Consider the following 17,915-nt stretch of genomic DNA (forward strand, 5'->3'; position numbering starts at 1 on the left):
ATAATAGCTTAAATTATGATGAGGTTAATCCTTATGACTTTCATAATCCGCTAAAAGCCCCTTATGAATCCAATTCGCTAAAGCTTCCCTGTTTTCATAATTTAATATACGTTTTTGATCTTTTTTATTTCTAATATTTCCTAGTTCTATATACACCACAGGTGGCATGGTATTCTTAATTAAATACAAACTACTTCTAGTGCTCACGGTACCAGAATAGATCCGATTGGGTTGATGCTTTGCATATTTTTGTTTAAATGTCTTATGAATATGCTCTGCTAAGCGTTTTCCATTGTCGCTGTTTTTATGATGGTAAAAGAAAACATCTATATTTTTCCCAACACTTCTGCTATCTACATGAGTTACTATAAGCCTTTGATAAGCAGCAGCACCTTTATGTTTTAAGTATAAATTATTAACAGTATTGGTGCGTTGTTGTAATCGCAATTTTTGATTTCTTGGAATCGTATTGTTGGGATAGCACACTTCATCATAATCGACTTCTAAAACACGCTCATCTCTTATACCGTCGTTTTTATCTTTTACAATGATGTAGACTGTAGCGCCTTTGGCGATTAGTTTTCTTGCGAGTCGTAATGTAACGTCGTAGGCATATTCATCTTCAGAAATTAATTTAGAATCGTATGTTGTTGTTGCTCCTGGATCTGGACCACCATGACCAGAGATTAAGTAATATACAGCATTTTTAAGTGTATCATTTTCAACAATAACATTGCTATAATCTTTTCCAAATAAAGACATTTCTTTTATTATGGGCTTAAGGGAAGCACTAGAAACACTATCTAATTTAGTTACTTCTACAATAGATATAGAATCCTTCTGTATAGTTGGTAGATCATAAGCTTTCCCTAGAATTAATGTATTATCTGCCGTCAGTTTTGTTTTATTGAGTTTTATAAACTCATCAACATAGGAGAGGTCAATATTATTATCTCTTAAAAGGGAATAAATACCATCTCCAGACTTAGCAATCACAGTTTTGGGAGCAGATTGACCTGTAACTGCATTGATGGAAAGTAATATAAAAAAGGTGAAGTAATATTTTAACATGTTATTTTTGAAGTTAATAAAAGTTCTAGAATACTAGGGCTTAATAACTGCTTTATAGGTTGATTTATTGTGTGTTGGAAATCGTATATAATTATACAAAGAGGAAAAGCAACCTATGCAAGTCACTTAATGTTTTGAATGAGTTCTGGGAATTAGTAGGTCAAATAGTAAATTTTTAATTACTAATCCTTTACATTTTGGTTTTTAGCTTTTTACCATTAGCATATCTAAACTCTAATGGTTCACCATCTTTTGAGTAGCAAAATTCTTTACCGTGCTTTTTCTTGCCATTATATTGGCAACTATAAATCAGCTTTTCATTTTCAAACTCTTCTTTTAGAATAAATTTACCGTCATCATCAAAACTTTCTTTTTCGTAAAGACTTGAGTCTAGATTAAAACAATAAATAGTTTTATATTCAAAAGGTTTTGAGATATTATAAATGACGCTATCAGAAACGATTTTCTTTTTACCATTATAATAGTATTTCGCCATTTTAATAATCCCATTTTCGAAGTATTCCTCTAAAACTAAATGGTTGTTTTTTCGTCTTTTTTCACAAATACCAGAGAAGAGAGAATCGTTAGAAGTCTTATGTATGAGGTTATTATCATCAATATATAAATCATCAAAATCAATAATTTCTTGGGCAGTAACCTTGAAAAGACAAGCAATAGCAAAACCAAGGAATAAATGCAACCTAAAATTCATTCGAACAATTTATATACATCACTAACGAAGTTCGCTGAAATAATTGAGAAAGACAAAACTATTCATTCTCAATCTTATCAATCATCTGTTTAAACAAGTCTAATAGAAAAGTCAATTTACTAGCATCACCAGCAGCAAAAAACTTAGAATTTTCAACTTTAACACCATACCAATCTTGGCGATTAATTTCGTTAAGAATCCATTTGATTTCTAAATTGGCAATTGATGTTTTTGAGATGTCAATTTCCACTTCCCAACCTGGAGCGGCTAGTGTCGTAATCTGAATCACTTCATCTTTTTCCCATTCACTATCACAATTGGTCTTAAACCAATCTTGTATCCAGTCTAAAATTTCCATTTATTTTACGTCTAACAGTGCGGCTAACTCTTTACCATATTCTATAAATGCAATGGTTTCATCTGTTCTCGCCAATTTTATTTTATCAAAAATAACTAGTGCTTCACCATTACTTTCTAGATGGTAAATCTGATGACTTTCGAAAAAGCGAATGATGTCATCTGTAAAAAATGATCTAATTTCAGATTCCTTATTTCCCATTATGAGAAACTTCTTAGAAAAATCTGGATACATTTCAAAGTCAATATCTTTATAGCCAGTGTAAGCCATTACACGGTCAAATAATTTTTCTAATACGCCCTCTTTTTCCATAGTGAAAACAGGCAATTTTTTAGGCAATTTTAATACCATTAGCGTCATATTAAATGTCTCAGCTGTAAAAGCCGAACCTTCACTAAATGTAACATCCGTGATTTCCCAAGACACATTTAAATTTTTAAATGTTCCTTTGAGACAATTAGATTTACGCTCAATGGGTCTAATTTCAAAAAAGTGAAATCTCTTTAGATAGTTAGTATTCCAATCTACGCGATTAGTGTATTGATAATCATTTTCATTAGCTAAATTTTGTAAACGGATTTGCCTTGCGGATAATTTTGTGACTTGATTATTTAAGGCAATTTTTAAAGCTCTATTATGGGTAGAAGAAGACACATGAGAATCTAGTCCTTTTATGATCACTTCACCACCTGTATTCTTTTGCATCTTTAGATAGTCGACTATGTAATCCATATAGGTAATACCAACCAACCGTGTTTCTGATAAATCAATATTTACGTTGGCTCCAGAAGGAATCTGAGCCACCATTTTATCAATTTTTAGGATGCCTAAAAAATTAGCAATGCCTTTAATATTCAAATCATAACTACCATCAGGTTTCATAATTATATTTGATCCTGAACGATATACCATTTTAAAGAATTGCGGTATAGATACATTTGCCAATAGCATGTGACTAACCATAGCTAATAATAATCCACCAAGTAATCCAATTAATAAATTGGTGTAAAGTGTTAAAACCATGGTGCCAATAAAAAATATTAATTGCTCGATGCCTTGACTGTAAATTTGTTTGAAGACGGCAGGCGAAGCTAATTTAAACCCAGTGTAAACAAGTAAAATTGCAAACGCACATAGCGGAACTTGTCTCATTATTGGGCTAAGTACCACAATAAAAAGTAGCAATAAAAGGCCTTGATACATATTAGACCACTTTGTCTTCGCTCCATTATGAATGTTTACTGTACTTCGAATAATCACAGCAATAATTGGCAAACCTCCAATCATACCTGCTGCCATGGTGCTTAATCCAATACCTGTCAAATCCTTATTCAAATCCGTCTTGCGTTTATAAGGGTCAATTTTGTCAACCGCTTTCGCAATGGCCAAAGATTCAATACTAGTTATGATTAAAATGGATATGACGGTTGTCCAGAACTCTATAGTATTAATTTTATTAAAATTTGGATGCATTATGGAGTCCATAATGTTATCAGGAATATCTAGGAGTAATTTAGGTCCGACGTCGTATGCCCTTCCAAAAAATGAAAGTGTATGTGGATCAAAGAAATTGAATAGATAAACAAATGGAATAGAAAGCCCTACAACCCACATTGGAGTTGGTAAAATATGAAAAATTCTATTACTAATTTTGGAATGAAACAATAGTATGAGTAAGCCTACTAGAGCAATAATAACTACAAAAGGATTCGCTTGAGGTAGGTATACAATCGCATCAACAAGGTTCTGTATAATGCTCGGACTATCAGAATGTGTCCCCATAGCAACATGGATCTGTTTTGCAAATATGATAATTCCGATGGCAGCTAAAATACCATGAATTACGGAAGAATGAAAGATGTCCGCTAATCGACCTAACTTCAATAATCCTAATAGCACCTGAATTGCCCCAGAAACAACCACTGCCGCCAATACATAATTAAATGCTTGCCCTGAACCATCATCCATCAATGCAATCCCTAAAAGTATAACAGCAATAACACCTTTGGCAGGTCCGTTGACAGATATGTGTCCGCCTCTGTAAAATGTTGTTACAACACCACCAATAATTGCAGAAATGATACCTGACATTGCAGGTGCGCCTGCTGCCAACGCTATACCTAGAGAAAGAGGTAATGCAATGAGTGAGACACTCACTGCTGCGATTAAATCACTTTGCCAATTTTCAATTAAGCCCTTAAAACCTTTTTTTGGTGTAACTTCCATTTATGTAACTGTCTAGGTTTATAAATATTAAGATTTTGGATATAAAAAGATGTTAATAGATTATTCCATAATTCTTAAGTCATGTAATATATGACCTAGTTTTGTTTTTCAGAAATTTAAAATGATGATTTGTAATACGAAGTTGTATTTAAACAACTTTATCTCTGTGCCAATTTTGTGTCTAGGTTAAAATTTCAATTGATGTTAAAGTATTATGATAATAAATTTAGCTTGCGCATAGCATTTATTTTTTCCGCAGATGAAGCGTTTGCATAGTATTTGGTGCAATATTAAAGGTGTAACTATGGGCTCCTAAAACTAGTGATAGATTTTGCGAGGTCTTGTTGTTATTAAAAACAACAACAGCAATTGAACCATCAATATTTTTTGCTGCTGTGTGTATAAGTCCATCTATAGGTTTGCTTTCTAGTACAATTCGGCGTGCTCCAGGCCTTATAAACTTGCTAAAATGACTTAACAAATAATAGAGAGGTGTGTAAATGACCTCGTCAGTTACTGGGTTGATGAGTACTGGAGCACTATTAAAATTATCATAAGGGTTGGGTTGACCAAGGTGACTTAGAATAATACACCACTCAATATAACCTTGAACTCCATTATTCATATCTGTAATGATATCGTAAGCATAGGTGCTAAAAGGAACAAACTTACCTGCATAATCTGTGCTCTCTCTCCAATATTGACCAATTGGGTCGTCGGCATCAATATCTATGCTCGATTCTGTATGTATTCTACCTTTGTCTGGCCATGTTGTTTGTAGCTTATCTAGTTCTTGCGCATACCAATTATTTTCTTCGAGTTTTGAGCTGGCATACCAGTGAAAGGCTGTTCCCCAAGCATATTTAGATGCTTCAGTATCTAAGTAGGTTGGTGCTACATAAGCATTCATTTCAGATTTGTTATGATCGTAGATGAGTACTTTTAATCCTGCATCTAAATCATTAAGAATTAAATGACCATCTTTTACTAGTTGAGGTCCAAGATGATCTCGTAAAAAAACACGTCCTTGTTCGGGAGTTAAGCCATTACTGTCCCAACGTGCATCGTGTGCATGTAATGGTTCATTTTGAGGAGTGATTCCCCAAAGATCTATACCTTGTTCTTTGTAAGCACTCACGTATTTTGATAGATATTCTGCCCAAAGCCCATAATATTTAGGTTGTAAGGAGCCGTTAGTCATTTCCGAAGTTTCGTTTGCTTTCATCCAAGATGGTGGACTCCAAGGGGATGCAATTATTTTGAAGTCTGATCCAGCAATATTAAATGCTTCTAAAATCATTGGAATGAGGTCATAACTAGGATCTATAAGTTCAATATTTTTTACTTGGTCGTTTTCATTACCTGAAAATCCTTTCATATCTTCATAAACACTGAAAGTTGATAGATCTTCATCATTGTGTTCAACGTATGTATAATGATTATTAGAATAATCACTGCTATTAATATGAGTTCGTGTGAGTGTAAAACCTGCGCCTTGCGTTGGACTAAATAATTTGGTTAAAACCGTTTTTCGTAATTCTTCAGGAATTGTAGCTAGGTTCCATGCAGAGGATTCAGTAAACGAAGCACCAAAACCATAGTACTCTTGAAACACTTTTTCGGGATTAAGCCTTAAGGAAATACTTGTTTTTAAGGATTTACTAGACAATTCTTGTCCTTCAGAAATTAATTTAAGATTATCACCAGAAGCTGATGTCTGATAAATATCCACTAAATAATTAGAATTGGAATTATCGGATTTGCAACTCACAAATACACTAGATATAGAAAAAGCAAGCAAAAATCGAATAGTTGTAATTCTCGATAGGTCTATCATATTACAGCTAAACTATACTTTCAAATGCTTATCAAAAAAAGCAATAGTCCTATCCCAGGATAATTGAGCAGCTTCTTTATCATAACGAGGTGTAGTGTTATTATGGAATCCGTGATTTACACCAGGATAAATATAGGCTTGATATTCAATGTTATTGGCCTTTAAGATAGCTTCAAAAGCTGGCCAACCAGCATTAATCCTAGTATCTAATTCGCCATATTGGAGTAGAAGAGGTGCCTTAACTTTCTTTGCGTCTTCAGCTTCCGGTTGTCTACCATAATAAGGTACAGCCGCACCTAAATCTGGTAAGCGTACCGCCATCATATTTGAGATCCATCCACCAAAGCAAAACCCTACTACACCGACCTTACCATTGCAATCTTTATGATTCATTAAATAATCATAAGCGGCTATAAAGTCCTCCAGCATTTCATTTCGGTCTCGCTTTTTTTGCATTGCTCTACCATCATCATCATTGCCGGGATAACCACCTAAAGGTGACAACGCATCTGGTGCCAAGGAGATGAAATTGGCTTTAGCTGTGCGTCTGCCTACATCTTCTATATATGGATTTAGACCTCTATTTTCGTGAACCAAAACCACACCAGGTAATTTTTTATCTAGATTCTTAGGTTTGGACAGAAGCCCTTTAATAGTGCCTCCACCTTTAAGGGAATCATATTCTATAAACTTAGAGTCTAAGTTAGGATCATCTGGTTGGACTAAAAGCGTGTCGACATAATTTGGCGACATAAAACTTAACAATGAAGATACTGTTAAGCCACCAACGGCATAGAGTGATAATTTTTCTACAAATTGACGTCGGTTGAGTTTGTTATGTGCATAGTCATCGTAAAGATCAAAAACTTCTTGTTTAATATCTTCTTTTTTAAGGTCTTTCATGGCAGTGGGTTTTAAAATGACCTCTTAAAGTTAGTGATTTTTATTCATCTAAATTCAATTGCCAAGACACTCCAAATTGGTCTTCGATAAAACCAAACTTTTTACTGAAGCCATAATCCGCTAATGGCATTAGTACCTTTCCATTTTCAGATAGTTTTGTAAAGAGGCTTTCGAGTTCTTCGTTAGATGCACAATCCACAAAATTGGACACTCCTGGTGTAAAATTCCATTCGTGTTTTATATAGCTATCACTGCAAGCATATTGACTTCCGTTTAACTCAAATCTTGCCATTAAAATCGATCCCTCCGGAGCAGGACTCTCTTTTCCATGCCGTCTGACCTCAGTGATTTTCGAGTTTTTAAAGATGCTAACATAGAAGTTCATGGCTTGCTCAGCATCTTTATTTTGAAAAGTTAGAAATGTAGTTATTTGCCTTTTAGAATCTGCTATTGCCTTGTCCACCTCTTTTTTGAGTTCGTAGTTTTCAGATCTTAGGTTATCTAGTTCTTCATTAAGAGATTTATTATTACAATTGAATAATACTATTAATACGATGAGTGAAATAAACTTTTTCATTGTTAAAGGTTTATAGGTTTTCTACGATTTGTATGTAATTGCCACAGGTATCATTAAACACAGCATATTTCACCGTGCTAAAAATAGAGGGTTTAATGCTGAATTCTACTCCAATTTTTGTCAGGCGTTCGTATTCGGCATCGACACTATCTACATCAAACTGGGTCCATGGAATTCCGGCTGCCATTAACGAATCTTGGAAGACTTTACATGGTTCAAAATGAAGTGGAGCAGGTTCTAATAATAGTTCTGGTCCATCTTGGGCGTCTTTAGATACCAAAGTAATCCATCGGTTATCGCCATCTAATGGCATATCTTTCTTTTTAATAAAACCCAATTTTTCGGTGTAAAAGTGTAATGCTTTTTCCTGATCGCGAACGGGAATGCTAATGACTGTGATTTTCATTTTATGGTGATTATTAATTTGCTCTCAAAATTGAAAATTAAGAATGAGATGTGCTTCTTGAAAATTGCTCTTTTTGATATTGACTTGGAGATTGTCCTGTTCTGGACTTAAATAAAGAACTAAACGAACCTAAACTTTGAAAACCAACGGCAAAACAGGTTTCCGTAACTGACATTTGTTCTTTTAAGTGCGTTTTTGATTTTTCTATCCGCTTATCGATTAAGTATTGTCTTGGAGTTAGGCCATAATACCGTTTAAATAATCGCAATAAGTGATATTTGGAAATAAATCGAGTGTACGATAAAAAGTCTAAATTCAAGTCAGTGTCATAGTTATTGTCAATGTAGTTTTTAATGCCTATAACAGACTCGATTTGTTTATCATTAGAATAATGACTTTTTTTAAGCTGACTTATTTTTTCTTCATAAAAACTCATGCACAGCTAAGTTCGCAGAAATATTTGAGAAAGTCAATTAAATATGCTCAACAAATTCTTTAAAAATGGCTTTATGACGTTTTAAATCCAAATCAGGGGACAACGATGCGCGTATTATATAATCTTTGTCGCTTTCTTTGGTTGTGCCTTGGGTTGAGGTGGCTGGTATAGTCCAGTAGCAACCTTTTAATTGACCGTAGCTGACACAGTATTTACTTTCATCAGGGATTTTGGTAATCATTAAGTTGATGAGCTTAAGATTTAATGCACGTTTATAAGCTTCGCGTTCGGTTTCGGTAGTTCCTTTAGTTGGAAGATTTAAAGAAAAAACGGAAGGCGTAAACTCTTGCGCAGCTAGCGCCTCAGTAACGAAATTAATTTTAGCCTCTGGTAGTGTCATTTTGATGTAATTCACAAAATCACGCGTATTTTTGTAGGCCTCAGTGATTCTTGTATTCATCGATGGCATTTGCTGGGCTAGAATTTCATATTGTAAATCGGTTGCTTCATTATCACATACACTAAGATGCTTGTCAATAGCACTTATAAGATGTTCTGCTTTAGAATTAGCAACGCAATAACCGGCAGTACATTTTCCGCCACTAGGAAATTTTGAACCACTAACATAAGCAATAGTTTGAACGGTTGATAACATTTTACCATCTCCTAAAAATTGCACATTAGGACAAAACGTCTGGTCCAATATAAAAACAGGAGCAATAGCACTATTTCCACTTCTTGTATATCGCTCTTTGCTTAAAGCTACTTTTAACTTTGTAAGATCAGGAACTTCAACTCGCGGATTAGTTGGTATTTCGGCAATAATGTAAGGTACGGCATCTTCATTGGCTATCTGCGTTAAAACGGTCTCCACACTTTGTACCATATCATTATCACCATCTACAGGTAAATCTACAATGCTTACATTGTCTAGGCATGCCGCGATACGTCTTGCTTGGTCATTGGTGCCACCATAACAGTTTGGAGGGACAACAAATTTTATAGCCTTTCTCTTATGATGTTCTTGCGCATGCTTTACCAATCCCATCATAATGGCATATTGTATGGACAATCCACTTGAAGCGACTAAAGCCTGCCCATTAGTACCTGTAATCGTATTGATTGTAGAAACAACATTAGCTTTATTTACGTCTGTAGTTCTACTTTCAATAGTGATTGGTGATTGGGTTGTAAAAGCGTTTAAAGCCAATAGACAATTTGCTGGTGTCATGGCAATGGTTTCACGACGCCTTACATGCTGAATATCTGAAACGTAACTAGTATTATGTGCTCCTGAAATCAATAAGACACTACCCAAGTCTTCGAACGTGTTGACATAAAAATCGATATTTGGATGTAATGTATTGGTAATAATGCTGTTATGCTCTGAAATAAGGATGGTACTACCGTTAAAGATTTCAACTTGATTGAGATCTGTAACCTTTTTAACTTCAAAATTATAGTCATAGACTGATTTTAGAATCTCTATGTCTAGTGATTCTGGTAGACTATCCAAGTATAAAATTCTTGTTTGTTTGCTTGCTAAAAGGTTGGTACGCAATACGGCCAAAATGGGCATGGTCTGGGATGAAAAGCTTATGACATTTTTAGAATTTAAACCGTTCAAATTGGCAATAGTCCATTCCAATACTGATGATAAAGGGTGTCCTAATCTTATATAATCGTAAGCTGTTGGTAACTTGGTTAAAGCTGAAGTATCTGAGATATTGGTTTTATAGAGATTCTCAAACTCCACTACAAATTCAGTTTTCGCTAATTTTTCGTTATAAATATCGAGACGATGTGTGGTGAGGTTTAGCCAATCCTTTGGCATATTTTCTAATACAGATTTTATGTAGATAAAGATATTATTTGCTTGCATAATTATCACTTTCAAATAGGCTAGCAAGATACATTAATTAGATTTTTTAAAACATTAAATCTTATTTTAGATAAGGTATTCAAACTACTGGTATTATTGTTTTTTAGGTAAAGGTTTTGAAATATATGGCCTATCCAATTAAACTTTTATTAAAAGTTAGAGTCTTACTTAAAACTTTAGAGGAATATGATTAACAAAAATTTATTTTTTAGCTGTTTTTTAATACTGTTTTTTTGTTGTAATAATAATTCGGATGATGAACCAAACGAAGAAGAACATATGTCTTCTTTTCAGGCTGAAGGATTTGTTAAAATAGAAAATGGCTCAGGCGGACTAATTGCCGATTTAGATTCTGGTGATCGATTTGCTAGAGATCATGATGCTATAGGAGATGTTAATGGAGACGGAGTTATCGATTTTATTATTGGTGCACGTTCAGATGACGATGGAGGGATTGATGCAGGGGCAATCTATGTTTTATTTATGAACAATGACGGCTCTGTATTGTTTAATCAAAAAATATCAATGATTGAGGGCAACTTCAACGAGACTTTAAATCCAGGTAATTTCTTCGGTTATGGCGTTGCAGGGATAGGAGATTATGATTATGATGGTATTCCAGATATAGCCGTTTCTGCTCCAGTTCCACCAAATAATTCATTATATATAATTCACCTGAATTCAGATGGAACAGTTAAGGATTTTGTTAAAAATGAGAATATAATTGCTCAAGGTCTTTCTGCCATTGGAGATATTAATAATGATAATAGAATAGATTTGGTGGCATGTAATCCTGGATCAAACGATGGAGGAACAGATCGAGGAGCTATAGATATTCTGTTTTTAAACGATTTGTCAGAAATAATGTATGGGCAGACCGTCACCATTAGTTCTACAGAAGGTGATTTTGGGAGTGGATTGGAGGATCACGATCAATTTGGTGGGCGAGAAGTTGCTATGCTCGGAGATCTTGATAATGACGGCACAATTGAAATGGCGGTCGGTGCATTTATGTCAGACGGTGGTAAAGGTGCCATATGGATACTGTCATTAGATGCGGGGACCTATAATGTGATTTCTAAACTTAAAATTACTGAAAGTTTAAATGGTTTTACAGAAACACTTGATTTAGAAGAGAACCCTAATGGAACTTATGGAGCGCAATTTGGTCATGCCATGTGTGCTGCTGGTGATATTGATGGTGATGGTATAACAGATTTGATTTCAGGTGCAAATCAACAGAATGGGGGTATGGGTTATGTAATGTATTTGAATGCAGACAAAACCGTTAAATCATTAGAGGTAATTAGTGCAACTGAGGGTGGTTTTAATTTGGCGCTCGGAGCTGGCGATCGTTTTGCTCGGTCGATCTCCTATGTTGGAGATTTAAAAGGTGACGGTTCTATTGCCGTAAATTTTGGTGGTGGTGTAGGCGTAGGAGGAACAGGATCTCTTTATACACTTTTCTTTAGACCTAATTAAAAACCCACATAAAATCGCCTTATGTTTTGATACTAGGTGTCCATTTTAAAATACTTTATCTAAAAACTGTTTAATACTTTCTTGGTTAGCTCTCACTAATTCCTCACGAGCGGCTTTTGTATCACTTGGTTTTTTATCTTGAGATAGTTTAAACTTACCTTCCCAATCAGTAATGGTAATCTCAAACATCTCAATATAATTGAGGTTTTTATCCAAACGCGGATTATCAGGTTCTAAAACATATTTATGGTCAGGTGCTTCCAAGAATTCGGTCATAGTAATTAAAGATTGCTTCAAAGCTTCTTTACTTTCAATGGCTTTTACAATACCTTTTAGGTGGACCTTAATATAATTCCAAGTTGGTAATTGCGTGGTCGAATATACTGTTGGCGAAATGTAACATTGTGGGCCTCCGAAAAGAATAGTAATGACATTATCATCTCTAAGTAATTTAGCTTGTGGATTGAAAATATCAATGTGCCCAATCAATTTTTTATTCTCGTAAATTAAGGGTAAATGCGTAATTAACGGTGCGTTGTCCTTAACAGAAATGACAGTCGCTAATGGGTAGGTCTTAATGACTTCAATCATATGATTTTTGTCATCGTTTTGGTGGTGTTTTGGTGGGTAGTTCATTAAACGCCAAATTGTCTTAAATGGTGATCGAGATGTTTATACTGCATCTTTCCCCATTGTTCTTTTGTGAGTTTACCAAAAGCAGGATGTGGTTGCCAATCTTCTTTTTCGCGCTGCGCGTTTAATTCATTAATAAGACTAACGATTTCCGTTTTTTCCACTTCAAAATCCTTATCAGATGTAATCTTAAATCCAGGCGCTGTAGGCATGTTCTTTCTCCATGGCTTATCGCTGTACATGGATTTTTTAAATAAGAGGTTAACCAACCAATTGGGTTTGACGCCATAATCTTCCTTTTGTAAAATAATATTCAAAGGCATTTGGCAATGATGGAGCATTTGGCCTACTTGCATTTTGCCCCAAACAGCTTTAGTGTCTTTGTCTAGTTGATTGATTCGAGAAGAGATTTCATCGTAGACGCCATTTTCAAAAAATGATTTCATTTGTTCAATTTTATTGTTTTCTTTAAGTCAAATGCAGTTCGCTAATGGTTCATACTCGTGAGATAGAATATTTAGTTTTAGCTCGTGTTATTTATTTTAAGTTTTAATTGATGCTTAAATTTACAATTTTTTATCTTTAAAGCATGTCAAGGAAAGCGACTTCATTTTCTATAAAAAACTGGTCTCAAGACGATCAACCTCGGGAAAAATTAAGAGATAAAGGAAAAGCTGTATTAAGCGATGCCGAATTAGTAGCTATTTTAATAGGCTCTGGCAGTCGAGAAGAAAGTGCCGTGGATTTATGCAAACGTATTTTAGCTAGTGTGGATAACAATCTCAATGCACTCGGAAAATTGTCCATAAAACAGCTGATGGAATTTAAGGGCATTGGAGAAGCTAAAGCTATTACCATAGCAGCTGCATTAGAACTTGGAAGACGAAGAAGACTAGAGGATGAAGTAATATTGGATAAGGTAGAATCCAGCCATTCGGTATACAAAGTAATGCAACCCATATTGGGCGAGTTGCCACATGAGGAGTTCTGGATACTACATCTTAATAATTCCAATAAAATCATTCATAAAAATCAATTGAGTAAAGGCGGGATTACGGGTACTTTGGTTGATGTACGCTTGGTATTAAAAAATGCTTTAGAAACTGGAGCGACGGCTTTGATTTTATGCCATAATCATCCATCAGGCACACTTAAACCTAGTCAAGCCGATAAGGATATTACCCAAAAACTAAAAATGGCTGCCCAAAGTTTGGATATAAAAGTACTAGATCATCTGATTGTTACTGATAAAGCGTATTTTAGTTTCGCGGATGAAAATATTCTGTGACTGAAAAGATTTTGACTGATTACTGAAAAAATGCTATTAGTTTACACCCATAAAATCACACCACGTTTAAAGTATGTATTCAAGCATATTTGCAAGCGCATATTAGATTTAGACATAAAGTTTACGTCTAAAATCGAAGATTTTATTGCCCACGATAGCCTCAAGATGTCTTATACTAAACAACCCTTAAGTAACGAGTTGTTTATAAGAAGTAACGAATTACTTTTTCAGCAAGGGTTGTCTGATTTAGATATTAACGTGCAGCAATGGGATAATACAAAAGGCTTTTTTGCCACAGGTGAACGAAGTGATTTGCCTTTTGATATTTTCGCAGCTTCTTTTTATTTACTGAGTCGTTATGAAGAATATATGCCTCACGTAAGGGATGACTATGGACGTTTCATGGCTCAGGAAAGCTTGGCCTATAAGCATCGATTTTTAAATCAACCAGTTGTAGACATTTGGGCCTATAAACTTCAAAAGGTTTTACAAAAGCGTTTTCCTGATTTTAGTTTTCCAGAACGACAATATACAATCAAGCCAGTCATTGATGTACCGACTGCTTATCATTTCAGAAAAAAGGGGTTGTTGCGTACCTTGGGCGGAACTGTAAATGATATCGGTCGTATTAGATTTAGACAATTATATCAACGATATTTGGTATTAATGGGTTTTAAGCGCGATCCATATGATACGTTTAAATGGATTATAGCCAAACAAAAGCAATGTGATTTTAAGTTTATGGTGTTGTTTTTAATTGGAGATTACTCTACCTATGATAAAAATATAAATACTAATAAAAAAGCATTTGTATCACTTATAAAATCTATAGCAGACTACTGTGATGTTGGTATAAAGGCTTCCTATTTTGCCTTGGAGGATATTTCTATTTTAAAGAAAGAGAAACTTAAAATGGAATCCATTATTAATACAGAGTTAAAAGCAGTCAGGCACTCGTTTTCAAAATTAAACTTACCAGAATCTTATAGAAATCTCGTCGAGTTAGAAATTGATCAAGATTTTACAATGGGTTATATAGATACTCTTGGCTTTAGAGCTGGTACTTGTACACCGTTCCAATTTTATGATTTGGATTATGAAGTTCAAACACCTTTACAGATTAATCCTTACCATTGTTTGGATTTTGCGCTCTTGAAGTATGAGTCAGAATTAGACAAGCAAGAGCATTTGCAAAAACTTATCAATGAGGTAAAGGCAGTCAACGGGACCTTTACATCAATTTTTCACAATTACACATTCAGTGACTTGGACCGTTGGGATGGTTTCAGGTCCTTATTTAATTTAGTATTAGAATCTGCAGAATGAACCATAATATAAAGCATGTTTTTTTTGATCTAGATCATACACTCTGGGATTTTGATAAAAATTCAGGATTGGCTTTTGAGAAGATTTTTCAACTTAATAATATTCATACTAATTTAAAAGACTTCTTAGAAGTTTATGAGCCCATAAATTTAAAATATTGGAAACTTTATAGAGAAGAACGTATTTCAAAACCAGACTTGCGCTATGGAAGATTAAAAGATGCCTTTGATGTAATAGGTGAATATATTGAAGATGAGATGATCAACCATTTGTCAGTAGCATACATAGATCATTTAACCACATTTAATCATTTGTTTAGTCATACTTTTGAAACGCTCAATTATCTAAAACATAAATACAATTTACATATCATTACAAATGGATTTGAAGAGGCTCAAGAGCGTAAGATGATAAATGCCAATATCAGAAACTATTTTAAAACAGTAACGAATTCCGAGATGGTAGGTGTAAAAAAACCAAACCCGAGGATTTTTAATTTTGCTTTAGAAATTGCCAATGCCAATCCACAAGACAGCATAATGATTGGTGACAGTCTTGAAGCAGACATAGAGGGGGCGGCAAATATTGGTATGGACACCATTCATTTTGATTATAAGAATATCCACAACGGACATAGTTATAAAAAAATCACTAATTTAAAGGCTATCAAAAATTATCTTTAAAATTATGTTTAAGAAAGTCATTTTTACCATAACGATTGTCCTTTTTAGTGTGCATATATCAGCACAAAAAAGTATCAACGATTACAAGTATATTATTGTACCAAAGCAATTTAAATTTTCAAAAAGTGATGATCAATATCAACTAAATTCATTGGTTAAGTTCTTATTTAATAAGTATGGCTATGAAGCTTATTTTATAGATGACCAGTTGCCGGATGATTTAAAAAAGGATAGATGCTTGGCATTAACATCAGACGTATCGAAAGACAAAAGCGGTATGTTTAAAACTAAATTGGAAATTATATTAGCTGACTGCTATAATAATGTTGTCATGACATCTAAAATAGGAGAGTCGCGATTAAAACAATATGATAGGGCTTATAGTCAGGCATTAAGAGATGCCTTTGAGACATTTCAGGATTTGGAATATAGTTACGAGCCTAATAATGTGTTAACTCCTAATGAGAATAATAAGATCGAGATAAGCGAACAGACTAAAGAGGCAGAAGCAAGGTCTGAGGCTAAAGTAGAGTTGTCTGATGATGTTATTGAAGAAAGTACTTCAACAGAATTAAATAACGACATCTATTATGCGCAATCTAAAAAAGGCGGTTATCAAATAGTGGATTCAGAACCCAAGGTCGTCATGTTTTTGTTGGCTACAGCTGCTAGTGATGTTTTTATCGTAAAAGGCAAAAGCGCAATAGTTTATAAAGAAGATGGATTTTGGTATTATTCTGAAAATAATGGAGAGCTCAAAGAAACAAAATCACTAAATATAAAATTCTAGTAATCATACTTCTCTTTCCACAGCGCTCTTAAATAATTGCGTTGTGCTTCTTCCCTGGAATTATTACCAGGATTATAGAGTTTGGTATTTTTTATCTCTTCGGGTAAAAACTCTTGTTTAGCAAAATTGTTTTCGAAGCTATGCGCATATTTGTAGTTGTCACCATAACCTAACTCTTTCATCAGTTTTGTTGGAGCATTTCGTATGGGTAAAGGAACAGATAAGTCACCAGTGTCTTTTACTAATTGCTGTGCTTTATTTATGGCTTGATAGGCCGCATTACTCTTAGGTGAACTTGCCAAATATGTAGTGCATTGACTTAAAATAATTCGAGATTCTGGATTCCCAATGACCGAAACGGCCTGAAAAGTATTATTAGCTATGACTAGAGCTGTTGGATTCGCATTGCCAACATCCTCACTCGCTAATATTAAAAGGCGTCTAGCTATAAACTTTACATCCTCACCACCTTCAATCATTCTTGCCAAATAATACACGGCAGCATTTGGGTCGCTACCGCGTATCGACTTTATAAAAGCCGAAATAATATCATAATGCTGCTCGCCTGTTTTATCATAGCGTGCTGCTTTACTTTGTATTTGCTTAGTGACGAGTGCATTTGTAATTATTATAGGTTCGTTTTCAAATGAGGTCACCAATAGTTCAAAAATGTTCAGCAATTTTCTAGCATCACCACCAGAAAAACGTAAAAGTGCCTCAGTTTCCTTTAGCTCAATATTTAATTTTGAAAGCGCCTTGTCTTCCGTCATAGCACGTTGCAACAATGCTTCCAAATCGTCTTTACTAAAGGCGTTTAATGTATAAACCTGACATCTTGAAAGCAATGCAGAAATAACTTCAAAACTTGGATTTTCCGTAGTAGCACCGATTAAGGTAACCCAACCCTTTTCTACAGCTTCTAAAAGTGAATCTTGTTGAGATTTACTGAATCTATGGATCTCGTCAATAAACAGAATTGGGTTTTTTGCTGTAAACAGTCCGCCACTTTTTTTGACTTTGTCAATAACATCTCTAATGTCTTTTACTCCAGAATTAATGGCACTTAATTTAAAAAAAGGACGTTCGGATTCGTTGGCAATAACGTTCGCCAAAGTCGTTTTACCAATTCCTGGAGGTCCCCAAAGTATAAGAGACGGAATAACACAACTTTTAATTTGCTGATAGAGCATACCATCTTTGCCAACCAAGTGTTGTTGACTTAAGTAGTCTTCTAGTGTTTCAGGACGCAACCTTTCAGCTAATGGTGTATTCATAAAAAGTTATATCTTCTTCGAAATTTACGAG

Annotated in this window: 18 protein-coding genes; 5 read left to right on the forward strand and 13 right to left on the reverse strand. The window is 34.5% G+C overall.

What is annotated here, in order from left to right; all coding sequences use genetic code 11:
* Positions 1-24: 24 nt before the first annotated feature.
* The 10 genes from H7F21_RS15815 to H7F21_RS15860 form a co-directional block, all read right to left on the reverse strand.
* Positions 25-1,071, reverse strand: a complete 1,047-nt coding sequence (locus H7F21_RS15815) for an N-acetylmuramoyl-L-alanine amidase family protein (protein WP_185790288.1) — start codon at positions 1,069-1,071, stop codon at positions 25-27.
* Between the two features lie 190 nt (positions 1,072-1,261).
* Entirely contained in the window at positions 1,262-1,783 is a 522-nt protein-coding gene (locus tag H7F21_RS15820) for a hypothetical protein (RefSeq protein WP_185790289.1), read from the reverse strand.
* A gap of 58 nt (positions 1,784-1,841) precedes the next feature.
* A complete protein-coding gene (locus H7F21_RS15825; RefSeq protein WP_185790290.1) occupies positions 1,842-2,141 on the reverse strand; it encodes an immunity 53 family protein in 300 nt (99 codons plus the stop codon).
* Complete coding sequence (locus H7F21_RS15830) at positions 2,142-4,367, reverse strand: SulP family inorganic anion transporter (protein ID WP_185790291.1); 2,226 nt, start codon at positions 4,365-4,367, stop codon at positions 2,142-2,144.
* A 244-nt stretch (positions 4,368-4,611) separates the two neighbouring features.
* On the reverse strand, positions 4,612-6,204 hold the full coding sequence (locus H7F21_RS15835; RefSeq protein ID WP_185790292.1) for a glycoside hydrolase family 30 protein: 1,593 nt from the start codon (positions 6,202-6,204) through the stop codon (positions 4,612-4,614).
* A gap of 12 nt (positions 6,205-6,216) precedes the next feature.
* On the reverse strand, positions 6,217-7,107 hold the full coding sequence (locus H7F21_RS15840) for a dienelactone hydrolase family protein (protein ID WP_185790293.1): 891 nt from the start codon (positions 7,105-7,107) through the stop codon (positions 6,217-6,219).
* 40 nt (positions 7,108-7,147) lie between these two features.
* Positions 7,148-7,684, reverse strand: a complete 537-nt coding sequence (locus tag H7F21_RS15845; protein ID WP_221892498.1) for a VOC family protein — start codon at positions 7,682-7,684, stop codon at positions 7,148-7,150.
* A gap of 10 nt (positions 7,685-7,694) precedes the next feature.
* Complete coding sequence (locus tag H7F21_RS15850; RefSeq protein WP_185790294.1) at positions 7,695-8,090, reverse strand: VOC family protein; 396 nt, start codon at positions 8,088-8,090, stop codon at positions 7,695-7,697.
* A gap of 37 nt (positions 8,091-8,127) precedes the next feature.
* Positions 8,128-8,526: a helix-turn-helix domain-containing protein gene (locus H7F21_RS15855; RefSeq protein ID WP_185790295.1), complete on the reverse strand. Its 399-nt coding sequence runs from the start codon at positions 8,524-8,526 to the stop codon at positions 8,128-8,130.
* A gap of 37 nt (positions 8,527-8,563) precedes the next feature.
* Positions 8,564-10,408: a PLP-dependent aminotransferase family protein gene (locus tag H7F21_RS15860; protein WP_185790296.1), complete on the reverse strand. Its 1,845-nt coding sequence runs from the start codon at positions 10,406-10,408 to the stop codon at positions 8,564-8,566.
* Positions 10,409-10,594: 186 nt separating this feature from the next.
* On the opposite strand from H7F21_RS15860, the gene H7F21_RS15865 reads away from it, so the two are divergent.
* Positions 10,595-11,890 (forward strand): integrin alpha, encoded by a 1,296-nt coding sequence (locus tag H7F21_RS15865; RefSeq protein ID WP_221892499.1) that lies wholly within the window; start codon positions 10,595-10,597, stop codon positions 11,888-11,890.
* A 45-nt stretch (positions 11,891-11,935) separates the two neighbouring features.
* Here the strand turns inward: H7F21_RS15865 and H7F21_RS15870 are convergent, their stop codons facing one another.
* Entirely contained in the window at positions 11,936-12,526 is a 591-nt protein-coding gene (locus H7F21_RS15870) for an FMN-binding negative transcriptional regulator (protein ID WP_185790297.1), read from the reverse strand.
* Positions 12,526-12,969 carry a DUF1569 domain-containing protein gene (locus H7F21_RS15875; RefSeq protein WP_185790298.1) on the reverse strand — a complete coding sequence of 148 codons (444 nt, stop codon included), beginning with the start codon at positions 12,967-12,969 and terminating at the stop codon, positions 12,526-12,528. The genes H7F21_RS15870 and H7F21_RS15875 overlap by 1 nt, the downstream gene beginning before the upstream one ends.
* A gap of 143 nt (positions 12,970-13,112) precedes the next feature.
* Here H7F21_RS15875 and radC point away from each other — a divergent pair, with 143 nt between their 5' ends.
* The 4 genes from radC to H7F21_RS15895 are packed head-to-tail and all read left to right on the forward strand — an operon-like array spanning position 13,113 to position 16,610.
* Positions 13,113-13,811 (forward strand): RadC family protein, encoded by a 699-nt coding sequence (radC, locus tag H7F21_RS15880; protein ID WP_185790299.1) that lies wholly within the window; start codon positions 13,113-13,115, stop codon positions 13,809-13,811.
* A gap of 30 nt (positions 13,812-13,841) precedes the next feature.
* Entirely contained in the window at positions 13,842-15,137 is a 1,296-nt protein-coding gene (locus H7F21_RS15885) for a polysaccharide deacetylase family protein (RefSeq protein WP_185790300.1), read from the forward strand.
* Entirely contained in the window at positions 15,134-15,820 is a 687-nt protein-coding gene (locus tag H7F21_RS15890; protein WP_185790301.1) for a YjjG family noncanonical pyrimidine nucleotidase, read from the forward strand. Before H7F21_RS15885 ends, H7F21_RS15890 begins: the two co-directional genes overlap by 4 nt.
* A 4-nt stretch (positions 15,821-15,824) precedes the next feature.
* Positions 15,825-16,610, forward strand: a complete 786-nt coding sequence (locus H7F21_RS15895; RefSeq protein WP_185790302.1) for a hypothetical protein — start codon at positions 15,825-15,827, stop codon at positions 16,608-16,610.
* Here H7F21_RS15895 and H7F21_RS15900 read toward each other — a convergent pair.
* Positions 16,607-17,884, reverse strand: a complete 1,278-nt coding sequence (locus tag H7F21_RS15900; protein WP_185790303.1) for a replication-associated recombination protein A — start codon at positions 17,882-17,884, stop codon at positions 16,607-16,609. The two genes, H7F21_RS15895 and H7F21_RS15900, sit on opposite strands and share 4 nt — an antisense overlap.
* Between the last annotated feature and the right edge of the window lie 31 nt (positions 17,885-17,915).

This window comes from Winogradskyella flava (assembly GCF_014243395.1).
GTDB lineage: Bacteria > Bacteroidota > Bacteroidia > Flavobacteriales > Flavobacteriaceae > Winogradskyella > Winogradskyella flava.